The organism is Klebsiella sp. GG_Kp175, assembly GCF_040062325.1.
In the GTDB taxonomy this organism is placed as follows: domain Bacteria; phylum Pseudomonadota; class Gammaproteobacteria; order Enterobacterales; family Enterobacteriaceae; genus Klebsiella; species Klebsiella quasipneumoniae.
On record NZ_JBEAFX010000004.1, the window covers coordinates 373428 to 386313 of the forward strand.

11 protein-coding genes and 1 pseudogene are annotated in these 12886 nt (G+C 62.4%); 10 read left to right on the top strand and 2 right to left on the bottom strand.

Translation table 11 applies throughout. The annotated features are described in order from the left end of the window. The first annotated feature begins 3 nt into the window (after nucleotides 1-3). On the top strand, nucleotides 4-846 hold the full coding sequence (locus ABLU73_RS10570) for a helix-turn-helix transcriptional regulator (protein ID WP_080837582.1): 843 nt from the start codon (nucleotides 4-6) through the stop codon (nucleotides 844-846). Here ABLU73_RS10570 and ABLU73_RS10575 read toward each other — a convergent pair. Then, a pseudogene (locus ABLU73_RS10575) lies at nucleotides 813-3090 on the bottom strand (helix-turn-helix domain-containing protein). The gene ABLU73_RS10570 and the pseudogene ABLU73_RS10575 overlap by 34 nt on opposite strands. Nucleotides 3091-3261: 171 nt before the next feature. Here ABLU73_RS10575 and ABLU73_RS10580 point away from each other — a divergent pair. After that, on the top strand, nucleotides 3262-4431 hold the full coding sequence (locus ABLU73_RS10580; RefSeq protein ID WP_043521203.1) for a M20 aminoacylase family protein: 1170 nt from the start codon (nucleotides 3262-3264) through the stop codon (nucleotides 4429-4431). 25 nt (nucleotides 4432-4456) lie between these two features. After that, the gene (locus ABLU73_RS10585; protein WP_062913850.1) at nucleotides 4457-5848 is read left to right on the top strand and encodes an MFS transporter; all 1392 of its coding nucleotides are present in this window, start codon (nucleotides 4457-4459) and stop codon (nucleotides 5846-5848) included. Here the strand turns inward: ABLU73_RS10585 and pspF are convergent. Continuing rightward, entirely contained in the window at nucleotides 5839-6828 is a 990-nt protein-coding gene (gene pspF, locus ABLU73_RS10590; protein ID WP_074195238.1) for a phage shock protein operon transcriptional activator, read from the bottom strand. The two genes, ABLU73_RS10585 and pspF, sit on opposite strands and share 10 nt — an antisense overlap. Nucleotides 6829-6980: 152 nt before the next feature. Between pspF and pspA the strand changes: the two genes are divergently transcribed. The 7 genes from pspA (at nucleotide 6981) to tyrR (ending at nucleotide 12862) form a co-directional block, all read left to right on the top strand. After that, complete coding sequence (gene pspA, locus ABLU73_RS10595) at nucleotides 6981-7649, top strand: phage shock protein PspA (RefSeq protein WP_004203910.1); 669 nt, start codon at nucleotides 6981-6983, stop codon at nucleotides 7647-7649. Between the two features lie 55 nt (nucleotides 7650-7704). Beyond that, nucleotides 7705-7929, top strand: coding sequence for an envelope stress response membrane protein PspB (gene pspB / locus ABLU73_RS10600; protein ID WP_002901911.1), 225 nt, complete (start codon nucleotides 7705-7707; stop codon nucleotides 7927-7929). Then, nucleotides 7929-8288: an envelope stress response membrane protein PspC gene (pspC, locus tag ABLU73_RS10605; RefSeq protein WP_348850185.1), complete on the top strand. Its 360-nt coding sequence runs from the start codon at nucleotides 7929-7931 to the stop codon at nucleotides 8286-8288. Before pspB ends, pspC begins: the two co-directional genes overlap by 1 nt. 28 nt (nucleotides 8289-8316) lie before the next feature. Continuing rightward, a complete protein-coding gene (gene pspD / locus ABLU73_RS10610) occupies nucleotides 8317-8535 on the top strand; it encodes a phage shock protein PspD (RefSeq protein ID WP_002901915.1) in 219 nt (72 codons plus the stop codon). A 102-nt stretch (nucleotides 8536-8637) separates the two neighbouring features. Continuing rightward, the gene (locus ABLU73_RS10615) at nucleotides 8638-10035 is read left to right on the top strand and encodes a YcjX family protein (RefSeq protein WP_064187328.1); all 1398 of its coding nucleotides are present in this window, start codon (nucleotides 8638-8640) and stop codon (nucleotides 10033-10035) included. Then, a complete protein-coding gene (locus ABLU73_RS10620; RefSeq protein ID WP_017900790.1) occupies nucleotides 10032-11093 on the top strand; it encodes a YcjF family protein in 1062 nt (353 codons plus the stop codon). Before ABLU73_RS10615 ends, ABLU73_RS10620 begins: the two co-directional genes overlap by 4 nt. A gap of 227 nt (nucleotides 11094-11320) precedes the next feature. After that, on the top strand, nucleotides 11321-12862 hold the full coding sequence (gene tyrR / locus ABLU73_RS10625; protein ID WP_004203915.1) for a transcriptional regulator TyrR: 1542 nt from the start codon (nucleotides 11321-11323) through the stop codon (nucleotides 12860-12862). Nucleotides 12863-12886 lie beyond the last annotated feature (24 nt).

The window sequence follows — 12886 nt, forward strand, 5'->3', positions numbered from 1 at the left end:
ATGATGAACACTTCTGACAATCATGCTTTAGGCGATTTTCTCCGCGCCAGGCGTCAGCGTCTCGACCCGGCGACGTTTGGCTTCCCGGCGGGACGCCGGCGCACGCCGGGCCTGCGTCGTGAAGAGGTCGCCCAGCTGGCCAGCATCAGCCCGACCTGGTATACCTGGCTTGAACAGGGCCGCGGCGGGGCGCCTTCCCGCGAGGTGCTGGAGCGGATCGCCCGCGGTCTGCGGCTGACCACCCCGGAGCGCGAACATCTGTTTATTCTCGCCTTCGGCCATCCGCCGCAGACCCGTTTGACGGTCACGGATGATATGACGCCGCGGCTGCAGCGGGTGCTTGACGCCTTCACCATTCCGGCGATTATCCGTACCGCCAGCTGGGACGTGATCGCCTGGAACACGGCGGCGGCCAGGGTGCTGACCGACTACGGCCAGCTGCCGCTGGCGGAGCGCAACGTGCTGCGCCGCCTGTTTACCCGGCCTGAGGCCCGCTGCACCCTGGAGGACTGGCAGACGGTTGGGCAGCTTATCGTTAACGCCTTTCGCGCCGACGTCACGCGAATGGGCGCCACGAAAGAAACTGACCAACTGATCGCGGAGCTCAGCCAGCAAAGCGTCGAGTTCGCCCGTTTCTGGCAAAGCCATGACGTCGCCGGCCACGGCGAAGGCTATAAGCGCATTAACCACCCGCAGATGGGCCCGCTCGATCTGGAGTTCACCTCTTTTGCCGTGGAAGGCCGTCCCGATCTGTCGCTGCTGGTTTTCAATTCGGCGACGACGGAGAGCCAGCGCAAAATTCACGGTTTGCTTCAGGCGTCAGGATCCTCGCCGGGGGAGAGCTGAGGGGTAAATTCGTACAGCGCCAGTGCGTTGCTCTCCAGCGAGTCGACCCGCAGCCAGTGGCCATCGAGCCGGGCCTCCTCCACGCTGAGCGCCGGACGAGCCTGATGCATCAGCCATTGATAATCTTCGGCGTCGGGGCCGCTGCGGCTGCGAAAGGCGTCCACCAGCGGGAACAGCGCGCCGTGGTGCTGATCGAACAGGTGCTGTTTGACGCGCCAGCGGCCCTTGAGCCCCTGCAGCCGCACACTGTACGGCTGGCTGAAGCGTTGAATAAAAGCCGCTTCGCTGGAGAGCCAGGGGTTGTAGACCACCGTATTGCGCAGCAGTAGCTGGTAGTGCCCCTGATGATGGAGCAGCAGCAGGTTTTTGTCGTGGAACAGGATCTCGCCGCGCAGCCGTCGCCAGAGCCACAGCACCCAGTAAACCGGGCGCGGCAGCCCGTGCAGATAGTGCAGCGCCAGGCTTGAGGTATCCAGCTTGCCGTTGGCGCGGGCTTCGCCCTGAAGGCCGGAATTTAACCAGAAGCCCGCCAGCCAGACCTGGTCAGCGACCCCCAGCAGATTATCCATCAACAGCGCGCCGCGAAAAAAGCGCCCGTTAGTGTCCCGCGTATCGCCGGTCAGCGTATTCCACGAGAGCAGCCATAGCGGCAGGTTGAGCTGCCGTTGACGCAGGGCGCTGTGGATCTGCCGCAGCTTATGCGCCGGATAGTGCTCGCTGGAGGCCAGACTGCTGCTGTCCGCCTGGGCCAGATCGAGCTGTTCGTTGGCATCCGCCTGGCAGGCGAGAAAATCGGCTTCCGCCAGCAGCGGCGAGTGGAACAGGGGATCGTCCCCGGGTGCGCTGGCGGCAAAGCGGTGCCAGATCCCCAGCTGCGGCTGGGGCAGAAGACGGTGAAGAACCTCGCGCTGCTGCCGCCAGGCGGCCTGGCGAGCCGCTTCGCTCGCCTGCGGCGACCAGTGCCAGACAAAGCGCCAACTGCTGAGCGTCGCCGGCGGAAAATGGTTGGCAGCGAGTTGCAGGAAGCGCTGCAGCAGGTCGCTGCGAGTGGTGACCCCGGTATGCAGGATCACCTGCCAGCCCATCACCGCCAGCCATCTGCGGATCGTCCCAGCCGGTGCCGAACAGGCGGCTGCTGAGAAAGGCGTCGTTGATATCGATGGCATACACAGGCAGGACGCGGTGCAACTGCTCCAGCTCGCGGCGCACGTCCTCCCGCAGCAGATCGTCCAGCTCGCGCACGGTCACCACCATCCGGGTATGGCGCAGCACTGCGGCGCGCGCCGGTCGCTGGTGCAGGTTGATCTCCCGGGTTTGCGGCGGATTGATCAGCAGCGACTGGCTCTCCCTGTCGGGTGGTTCCGGCTCATTAAGGCGGGCGTAGAGCCGGTCCACGGCCACCGGCTGCCAGCGATCTCCCTGCGGCGGGCGCGGTCGGCCAGGCTCCCGGGGGGACTGCTCGCGATACTGGCGCGGCGTCACGCCATGGTGGCGCTTAAACAGATCGCTCATCATTCGCGTGCTGGCGAACCCCTGTTCGCGGGCAATTTGCTGAACGGGTTTGCGGGTGGTTAACAGCTGGTCGGCGGCGTGGCGCAGGCGCAGCGCGGTGAGGTACTGAACAAAACTGACCCCAACCTCCTTGTGAAACAGGCGTGACAGCCAGGCCTCGGAGACAAACTCTGCGGCCGCCACCTCCTGTAAAGAGAGACGGCGCTGATAGTTGGCGTCGATCCGCGCCACCACGCTGGCTATCCTCCGGCTCCATTTTTCTGAATCGCGCCGCGGCGTGGAGACGATGGGCTGGCTGAAGCGCGTGGCCAGCAGCAGCGCTATCTCGCTCAACCAGCGGTTGGCCTCCAGCCGGTAATGGCCGGGATGATTGACCAGACCGCTCACCAGCAGCTGGCGCATCAGGCGGCGCAGGCCGTCATCGGCATCCCGGGTGCGCGGCGATATCTGGTAGTCGACGGCAAAAAAAGTGGTGTCGAGGCGGGCCAGCCAGCTGGCGGCGAGGGTCAGGATCATCACCGCGTTGCCCCCGGCGCTGCGCAGGCTCCAGCGACGGTTGCGGTTAACGATCGCCAGCTCGTCGACGGCAAGCTGCTGCGGCGCACCTTCCGCCTCCGTTAGATTTACGCTCCCTTCCAGCACCCACAGCAGCGTCAGCAGATCGCTTTCCGGCTGGCTCAGCTGACGCACATCGCGCACGGTGACGCTAAAGTCGCCTGAATGCTGCTCCACATGGCTCTCCTCTGTCGACAAAAAGCAACCGGTTGTTTTTTGTCATAACCGATATGTATGAAAAACACTCATTGATTTCTCGTCAATATAAAACAAAAAACCGCGCCTGAAAGCTGTTTCACCCGCATAAACTCGAAAGTGTCGTGCAAACACAACACAGGAATAAAAAAAATGACACATCCGTTGCTTGAAGCCTTGCAGGTCAACGAGGCGCAATTTATTGCCTTACGTCGCCGGTTCCACCAGCAGCCGGAGATCGGCTTTGAAGAGCATCAGACCAGCAGCGAGGTCGCCCGACTGCTTGGCGAGTGGGGATACGAGGTTCACCGCGGCCTGGCGGGCACCGGAGTGGTGGGCACGCTGCGCGTCGGCCACGGAAAAAAACGCCTCGGCCTGCGGGCCGATATGGATGCGCTGCCGATGCAGGAGCGGAGCGGGAAGCCGTGGGCAAGCCAGGTCGAAGGGCGCTTTCACGGCTGCGGCCATGACGGGCACACCACTACGCTGCTCTACGCGGCTGAATATCTGGCGCGTACACGCCAGTTTAACGGGACGCTGCAGCTGATTTTCCAGCCCGCGGAAGAGTTACTGTACGGTGGGCGGGTAATGGTCGAGGACGGTCTGTTTGACCAGTTTCCCTGCGACGCCATCTTCGGCCTGCACAATATGCCGGGTCAGCCGCTGGGTAAAATCGGCCTGCGCGACGGGGCGATGATGGCCTCCTCCGATACGCTGCATATTGAAGTGAAGGGCGTTGGCGGCCACGGCGCGGTGCCGGAGCATACGGTGGATGCCACGCTGGTGGCCTGCCATATTACCCTCGCGCTGCAGTCCATCGTCTCGCGCAATATCACCCCGTTTGAGCCGGCGGTGGTGACCGTCGGCAGCATCCAGGCCGGACATGCGCCCAATATCATTAACGATCACGTGCTGATGAAGCTCACGGTGCGCACCCTCAATGAGCAGGTACGCGAGACCGTGCTGCAGCGGATCCATGACATTGCCGTGGCCCAGGCGGAGAGCTTCAACGCCACGGCCACGCTGACCCACGTCAACGGCAGCCCGGTATTGCGTAACGATCCGGCGGCAAACGCTATGGTGCGGGAGGTGGCGACAGCGCTGTTTGGCGCAGAGCAGGTGGGCGAGGTGAAGCCGTTTATGGGCAGTGAAGATTTCGCTTTCATGCTGGAGCAGCACCCCCACGGCAGTTATTTCACTATCGGCGCTGGCGACGAGCCGGATCGCTGCATGGTGCATAACGCGGGCTATGACTTCAACGACGCGCTGTTGCTAAGCGGGGCGGCGCTGTGGTGCGGCCTGACGGAACACTATCTGCGTTAATCACCGGAAACGGGAGGGCCATGCAATGAGCACTGTCACCGTAAGCGACACCCCCTTTGTCGGCAGCGATCGTCTGCTGGTAGGGATTGTGCTGAGCGTTTTAACCTTCTGGCTGTTTGCCCAGTCGGTGATAAACGTCGTGCCGGCGATGAAAAGCAGTCTTGATATTTCCCTTGAGACCCTAACCCTGGCCGTCAGCCTCAGCGCGCTGTTCAGCGGCTGTTTCGTGGTGGCCAGCGGCGGTCTGGCGGACAAGTTTGGCCGCATGCGGATGACCGCCCTCGGACTGGGGCTGAGCATCATCGGCAGCGCCATGCTGGTACTGGCCCAGGGGCCGGGGCTGTTCCTCGCAGGCCGGGTGCTGCAGGGACTGTCGGCGGCGTGCATTATGCCGGCGACGCTGGCGCTGATTAAGACCTGGTACCAGGGGCGCGCGCGTCAGCGGGCGGTCAGCTTCTGGGTCATCGGCTCGTGGGGCGGCAGCGGCCTGTGCTCTTTCGTTGGCGGAGCTATCGCCACCGGCCTGGGCTGGCGCTGGATCTTCGTCTTCTCCATTGCCGTCGCTCTGCTGGCGCTGTTTTTGCTGCGCGGCACGCCGGAGAGCCGCAGCGCCAGCGCCAGCCAGCATAAGCTGGACGTTGGTGGCCTGCTGAGCCTGATCGTCGGGCTGGTGCTGGTGAACCTGTTTATCAGCAAAGGCCACGGCTGGGGTTGGGCCAGTCCGCTGTCGTTGACCATGCTGGCGGGGGCGCTGATCGCTGGCGCGGTGTTTATTCGCAGCGGGCTGCGCAAAGGCGAGGCAGCGCTGATCGATTTTGCGCTGTTTCGCAACCGGGCCTACGGTGCGGCGGTGCTATCGAACTTTCTGCTCAACGGGGCGATTGGCACCATGATGATCGCCAGCATCTGGCTACAGCAAGGGCACCACCTGACGCCGCTGGAGAGCGGAATGATGACCCTCGGCTATCTGGTCACCGTCCTGGCGATGATCCGGGTCGGCGAGAAGCTGCTGCAGCGCTATGGCGCCCGGCTGCCGATGATGGCCGGCCCGGTGCTGACCGCCATCGCCATCGGCCTGATATCCTGCACCTTCCTCGATAAGGCGCTGTATATCGGCGTGGTATTCGCCAGCAACGTGCTGTTCGGCCTCGGCCTGGGCTGCTACGCCACGCCGTCAACGGATACGGCGGTGGCCAACGCGCCGGAGAACAAAATTGGCGTCGCCTCGGGGATCTACAAGATGGGCAGCTCGCTGGGCGGGGCGATGGGCATTGCCGTGACGGCGTCACTTTTCGCGCTGTTTTTGCCGCTGGGCATGGCCCATGCCGCCCAGTATGCCCTGTGGTTCAACGCCGCCTTATGCCTGGGGGCGATGGCGGTGAGCGCGCTGCTGCTGCCGCGCACTTCTCACAGCTGATGCTTTTTCAGCAGCGCGCGGAGCTGGTGATAGGTTAACCCCAGCAGCTCCGCCGCCTGCTTCTGATGATACTTCGCCTGCTGCAGACTCCGCTGCAGCAGGCGTTTTTCCTGCTGTAGCTGAAAATCGCGCAGATCCAGCGGCAGGGCGGGCAGCTCGTCCCCGGACACGGTCTCCGGCTCGGAGGCGGCGGTCTGACGGAAAGGGTTGAGGATAATGGCGTCCAGCTCGTGCTCGCTGTCTCCGTGGCGATAGACCGAGCGCTCGACGACGTTCTTCAGTTCACGAATATTCCCCGGCCAGCGGTAGCCGAGCAGCGTGGCTGTGGCACGTTCGCTGAATCCGGGAAACAGCGGCAGGCCGAGCTCACGGCACATCTGAATGGCAAACTGGTTGGCTAGCAGCATGATATCGCTCTGCCGTTCGCGCAGCGGCGGGAGCTGCACCACGTCGAAGGCCAGACGGTCGAGCAGGTCGGCGCGAAAGTGGCCTTCCTCCACCATCCGCGGCAGGTCAGCGTTGGTGGCGCACACCAGCCGGACGTTAACCTGCAGCGGCTGGCTGCCGCCCACGCGCTCCAGCTCGCCATATTCAATCACTCTTAACAGCTTCTCCTGCACCAGCATTGGGGCTGTCGCCAGCTCATCGAGAAACAGCGTCCCGCCGTCGGCGCGCTCGAAGCGCCCGGGATGGCGCTTGCTGGCGCCGGTGAAGGCCCCGGCTTCGTGGCCGAATAGTTCCGAATCGAGCAGATTGTCGTTCAGCGCCGCGCAGTTCAGCGAGATAAACGGCCCCTGCCAGCGGGCGGAGAGGTAGTGCAGACGGTTGGCGATAAGCTCTTTCCCGGTACCGCGCTCGCCGATGACCAGCACCGGCTTATCCAGCGGAGCCAGTCGGGAAACCTGTTCCAGCACCTCGAGAAAGCTGTTGGCCTCGCCCAGCAGATTATCCTTGTACTGCGCCATGATGAATTTCGCCATTAAATAGTGGGATTAACCAGGTGAATGTAGCAATGCCCTGCGCAATTCGCAACCACTCTGTTTAAAATCAATAAGATAAAAAGTTGGCACGCCATTTGTATTAGCTAACCCACAGGTGAATGCCTGCAACCAGAACTATGAGGACTGAAATTATGGGTATTTTTTCTCGTTTTGCCGACATCGTGAACGCCAACATCAACTCCCTGCTGGAGAAAGCTGAGGACCCGCAAAAGCTGGTGCGTCTGATGATCCAGGAGATGGAAGACACGCTGGTTGAGGTACGTTCCACGTCGGCCCGCGCGTTGGCCGAAAAGAAACAGCTGACCCGTCGTATTGAGCAGGCGGTCGCCCAGCAGGCGGAATGGCAGGAAAAGGCCGAGCTGGCCCTGCGCAAAGAGAAAGAGGATCTGGCCCGGGCGGCGCTGATCGAAAAACAGAAGCTGACCGACCTTATTGCGCAGCTGGACCACGAAGTGCAGCTGGTGGATGAAACGCTGGCGCGGATGAAGAAAGAGATTGGCGAGCTGGAGAACAAACTCAGCGAAACCCGCGCTCGTCAGCAGGCGCTGGCGCTGCGTCATCAGGCGGCGAGTTCGTCGCGCGATGTGCGTCGCCAGCTGGACAGCGGTAAACTGGATGAGGCGATGGCGCGCTTTGAATCCTTTGAGCGTCGCATCGATCAGATGGAAGCGGAAGCGGAGAGCCACCGCTTTGGCAAGCAGCAGACGCTGGATCAGCAGTTTGCCGAACTGAAAGCGGACGATGAAATCAGCGAGCAGCTGGCGGCGTTGAAAGCCAAAATGAATCAGTCCAACCAGTAAGTACGATTGCGCGGCGCGGCGTTGCGCCGCGGCTCACCCCCTGTAAGGAGTACACATGAGCATGCTTTTTCTCGCCATTCCGCTGACGCTGTTTGTGCTGTTTGTTCTGCCGGTCTGGCTATGGCTGCACTACAATAATCGCGGCGCCAACGGCAGTCTGACGCAAAATGAGCAGCAACGGCTGCTGCAGTTGACCGATGACGCGAAGCGGATGCGCGAGCGCATTCAGGCGCTGGAAGCGATCCTGGATGCCGAACATCCGAACTGGAGAGACAAATAATGGCTGGACTGGATCTGAATAAAAAACTGTGGCGTATTCCGCAGCGCGGAATGGTGAAGGGCGTCTGCGCGGGCATTGCTCAGCATCTTGACGTCCCGGTGAAGCTGGTGCGCCTGATTACCGTGCTGGCGATGATTTTTGGCCTCTTTTTCTTCGTCCTGGTGGCCTACATCATTCTGACCTTCGCCCTGGACCCGATGCCGGACAGTGAGCTGTACGGCCATAAAGCGCCGAGCAATGGCGATCTGTTGGCCGCCGTGGATGCCGAACTGACCTCCGGCGAACAGCGTCTGCGTGAGATGGAACGGTACGTCACCTCCGACACCTTCACGCTGCGCAGCCGCTTTCGTCAGCTGTAAACCCTGTTGTTAACGAGTGAGGCAACGCATGAATAGCAAATGGCAACGCGCCGGGCAGCAGGTGAAGCCCGGTCTGAAAATCGTCGGTAAGCTGGCGCTGCTGACCGCGCTGCGTTATGGCCCGGCGGGCGTTGCCGGCTGGGCGGTCAAATCGGTCGCGCGGCGGCCGCTGAAAATGCTGCTGGCGGTGGCGCTGGAGCCGCTGCTCAGCCGGCTGGCCAACCGCGTCACGCGCGGGATGAAATAACGCCGCCGTGGGGAAGGCGCAAAAGGATTAACGTTGTCCTGCTTATTCCCGGCGGATAGCTTATGATGACGAGACACACCTTCAGGGCATAACGGACTGGCGATGAAGCGACTGAAAACTGAACTGAATGCGCTGGTCAACCGCGGGGTTGACCGGCATTTACGCCTGGCGGTGACCGGCCTGAGCCGCAGCGGCAAAACGGCGTTTATCACCGCGCTGGTCAACCAACTGCTAAATATTCACACCGGCGCCCGCCTGCCGCTGCTGAGCGCCGCGCGCGAAGAGCGACTGCTTGGGGTCAAGCGCGTGCCGCAGCGGGACTTCGGCATTCCGCGATTCACCTACGATGAAGGGCTGGCCCAGCTGTACGGCCAGCCGCCCATGTGGCCAACCCCGACGCGCGGCGTGAGCGAGATCCGTCTCGCGCTGCGCTACCGTTCCAATGACTCCCTGCTGCGCCACTTTAAAGACACCTCCACGCTGTATCTGGAGATTGTCGACTATCCGGGGGAGTGGCTGCTCGATTTACCGATGCTGGCGCAGGATTATCTGAGCTGGTCGCGGCAGATGACCGGACTCCTGCAGGGACAGCGTGCAGTGTGGTCGGCCCGCTGGCGGCAGCTCTGCGCCGGGCTGGATCCGCTGGCTCCTGCCGACGAGGCCCGTCTGGCCGACATCGCCGCCGCCTGGACGGACTATCTGCACGCCTGTAAGCGCGAAGGGTTGCACTTTATCCAGCCCGGGCGCTTTGTCCTGCCCGGCGAAATGGCCGGCGCGCCGGCGCTACAGTTCTTCCCATGGCCAGACGTCGACGCCGTCGGCGAAGCCAAGCTGGCGCAAGCTGATAAACACAGCAACGCCGGCATGCTGCGCGAACGCTATAAGTACTACTGCGAAAAGGTAGTGAAGGGGTTCTACAAAGAGCACTTCCTGCGCTTCGACCGGCAGATTGTGCTGGTGGACTGCCTGCAGCCGCTCAACAGCGGGCCGCAAGCGTTTAACGATATGCGCCTGGCGCTGACCCAGCTGATGCAAAGTTTCCATTACGGGCAGCGCACCTTATTTCGCCGGCTGTTTTCGCCGGTCATCGACAAGCTGCTGTTCGCTGCCACCAAAGCCGACCACGTCACGGTGGATCAGCACAGCAATATGGTGTCGCTCCTGCAGCAGTTGATCCAGGATGCGTGGCAGAATGCCGCCTTCGAGGGGATCAGTATGGATTGCCTAGGGCTGGCGTCCATTCAGGCGACCCAGAGCGGGCTGATTGAGCTGAACGGCGAGAAAATTCCCGCCCTGCGCGGCAATCGGCTGAGCGACGGCCAGCCGTTGACCATCTATCCCGGCGAGGTGCCGGCGCGCCTGCCGGGCCAGGCCTTCTGGCAGCAGCAGGGCTTTCAGTTTGAAAACTTTCGTCCGCAGGTCATGGATGTCGATCGGCCCTTGCCGCACATACGCCTCGATGCGGCGCTGGAATTTTTGATTGGAGATAAACTGCGATGAGCGAACCGTTAAAACCGCGGATTGATTTTGATGGCCCGCTGCAGGCGGAAAAAACGCCGCCGCTGAAAAGCGCTCGCGCCTTCGACCGACTGGAAGCCGATAACTTCGCGCCGGCGCGTCTGGTGACCGGCGAAGAGGAAGAGGGGGCGGCAGAGGCGGTGGTGGAGTCAGTGCTGCGGCCGAAACGCAGTCTGTGGCGGCGGATGGTCAGCGCTGGCCTGGCGATCTTCGGCGTCAGCGTCGTGGCGCAAGGGGTGCAGTGGACCGCCAACGCCTGGCAGACCCAGGACTGGATTGCGCTGGGCGGCTGCGTCGCCGGGGCGCTGATCGTCGGCGCCGGCGTCGGATCGGTGGCCACCGAGTGGCGCCGCCTGTGGCGACTGCGCCAGCGCGCCCACGAACGCGATGAAGCCCGCGATATGCTGCACAGTCACGCGGTCGGTAAAGGGAAAGCCTTTTGTGAGAAGCTGGCGCAGCAGGCCGGGCTGGATCAGTCGCATCCGGCGCTGCAGCGCTGGTATGCCGCCATCCACGAAACGCAAAGCGACCGGGAAGTGGTCAGCCTCTATGCCCAACTGGTGCAGCCGGTGCTTGATGCTCAGGCGCGGCGGGAAATCAGCCGTTCGGCGGCGGAGTCGACGCTGATGATCGCCGTCAGCCCGCTGGCGCTGGTGGATATGGCGTTTATCGCCTGGCGCAATCTGCGGTTGATCAACCGGATTGCCACCCTGTACGGCATTGAGCTCGGGTATTACAGCCGCCTGCGCCTGTTTCGCCTGGTGCTGCTGAATATCGCTTTCGCCGGCGCCAGCGAACTGGTGCGCGAGGTGGGCATGGACTGGATGTCGCAGGATCTGGCGGCCCGGTTGTCGGCGCGCGCCGCGCAGGGCATCGGAGCCGGCCTGCTCACCGCCCGCCTCGGGATCAAGGCGATGGAGCTGTGCCGCCCACTGCCGTGGCTCGCCGATGATAAACCGCGGCTCGGCGATTTTCGTCGCGAGCTGATTGGCCAGCTGAAAGAAACCCTGCAGAAAAGCAAAACCAGTCCGGAGAAGTAACCTCCGCTCAGAGACATTGCCGGGCGGCGGCTTCGCCTTGCCCGGCCTTGAGGTTATGATGAATCCCGGCTCGCCCTGGCGTCAATTTCACCACTGACCGCCTGACTTTACGGCGCAACGCCCATTTTTCCGCCATGCTGTCAATAATTGTTGACAGTTAGCTTCCCGAAAGTCCATTCCTGGCCTATTATTCTCCGGTCATTGGCACTTTTAGGGTGAACACTCCCATGCGTCTTGAAGTCTTTTGTGAAGACCGCCTCGGTCTGACTCGTGAATTGCTCGATTTGCTGGTGCTGCGCGGCATTGATCTGCGTGGTATCGATATTGACCCTATTGGCCGTATCTACCTCAATTTTGCCGAACTGGAGTTTGCCACCTTCAGCAGCCTGATGGCGGAGATCCGCCGTATCGCCGGCGTGACAGACGTGCGCACCGTGCCGTGGATGCCATCTGAGCGTGAACATCTTGCGCTCAGCGCGCTGCTGGTGGCGATGCCGGAGCCGGTGCTGTCGCTGGATACCAAAGGCAGGGTCGAACTGGCCAACCCCGCCAGCTGCCTGCTGTTTGGCCAAAGCCAGGCGAAGTTGCGCAACCATCCGGTGGCCCAGCTGATCGCCGATTTCAACGTCCAGCGCTGGCTGGAAAGTAGCCCGCAGGAGACGCATGCGGAGCATGTGGTGGTGAACGGGCAGAATTACCTGCTGGAAGTGACCCCGGTCTATCTGGAAGGGGAGCATAACGAGCGAGTGCTGACCGGCGCCGTGGCGATGCTGCGCTCAACCGTGCGCATGGGACGGCAGCTGCAGACCATGACCAGCCAGGACACCAGCGCCTTCAGTCAGATCCTCGCGGTGGGGCCGAAAATGCGCCACGTGGTGGAGCAAGCGCGCAAGCTGGCGATGCTCAGCGCGCCGCTGTTGATTGTCGGCGATACGGGCACCGGCAAAGATCTGCTGGCGCATGCCTGCCATCTGGCCAGCCCGCGGGCGGGCAAACCCTATCTGGCGCTTAACTGTGGCTCCATTCCCGAGGACGCGGTCGAGAGCGAACTGTTCGGCGACGCCCTGCAGGGCAAAAAAGGCTTCTTCGAGCAGGCCAATGGCGGTTCGGTGCTGCTGGATGAAATTGGCGAGATGTCGCCGCGAATGCAGACCAAGCTGCTGCGCTTTCTCAACGACGGCACCTTCCGCCGCGTCGGCGAGGATCATGAAGTACACGTCGATGTGCGGGTGATCTGCGCGACGCAGAAAAACCTGGTCGAGCTGGTGCAGAAAGGGCTGTTCCGCGAAGATCTCTACTATCGCCTCAACGTCCTGACCCTGTATCTGCCGCCGCTGCGCGACTGCCCGCAGGACATTATGCCGCTGACGGAGCTGTTTGTTGCCCGCTTTGCTGATGAGCAGGGGATCCCGCGGCCGAAGCTCTCCGCCGACCTGAGTACGGTGCTTACCCGATACAGCTGGCCCGGCAACGTTCGTCAGCTGAAGAATGCTGTCTATCGTGCGCTAACCCAGCTGGAAGGATTCGAACTGCGTCCGCAGGACATTCTGCTGCCGGACCACGACGTCGCCTCGCTGCCGGTGGGCGAGGAGGCCATGGAAGGGTCGCTGGACGACATTACCCGCCGTTTTGAGCGCTCGGTGCTAACCCAGCTCTATCGCAGCTACCCCAGCACCCGTAAGCTGGCGAAGCGGCTGGGGGTGTCGCATACCGCCATCGCTAATAAGCTGCGTGAATATGGCCTGAGTCAGAAAAAGGGCGACGAATAATCCCGCCAGGCCGGCGACCTATGT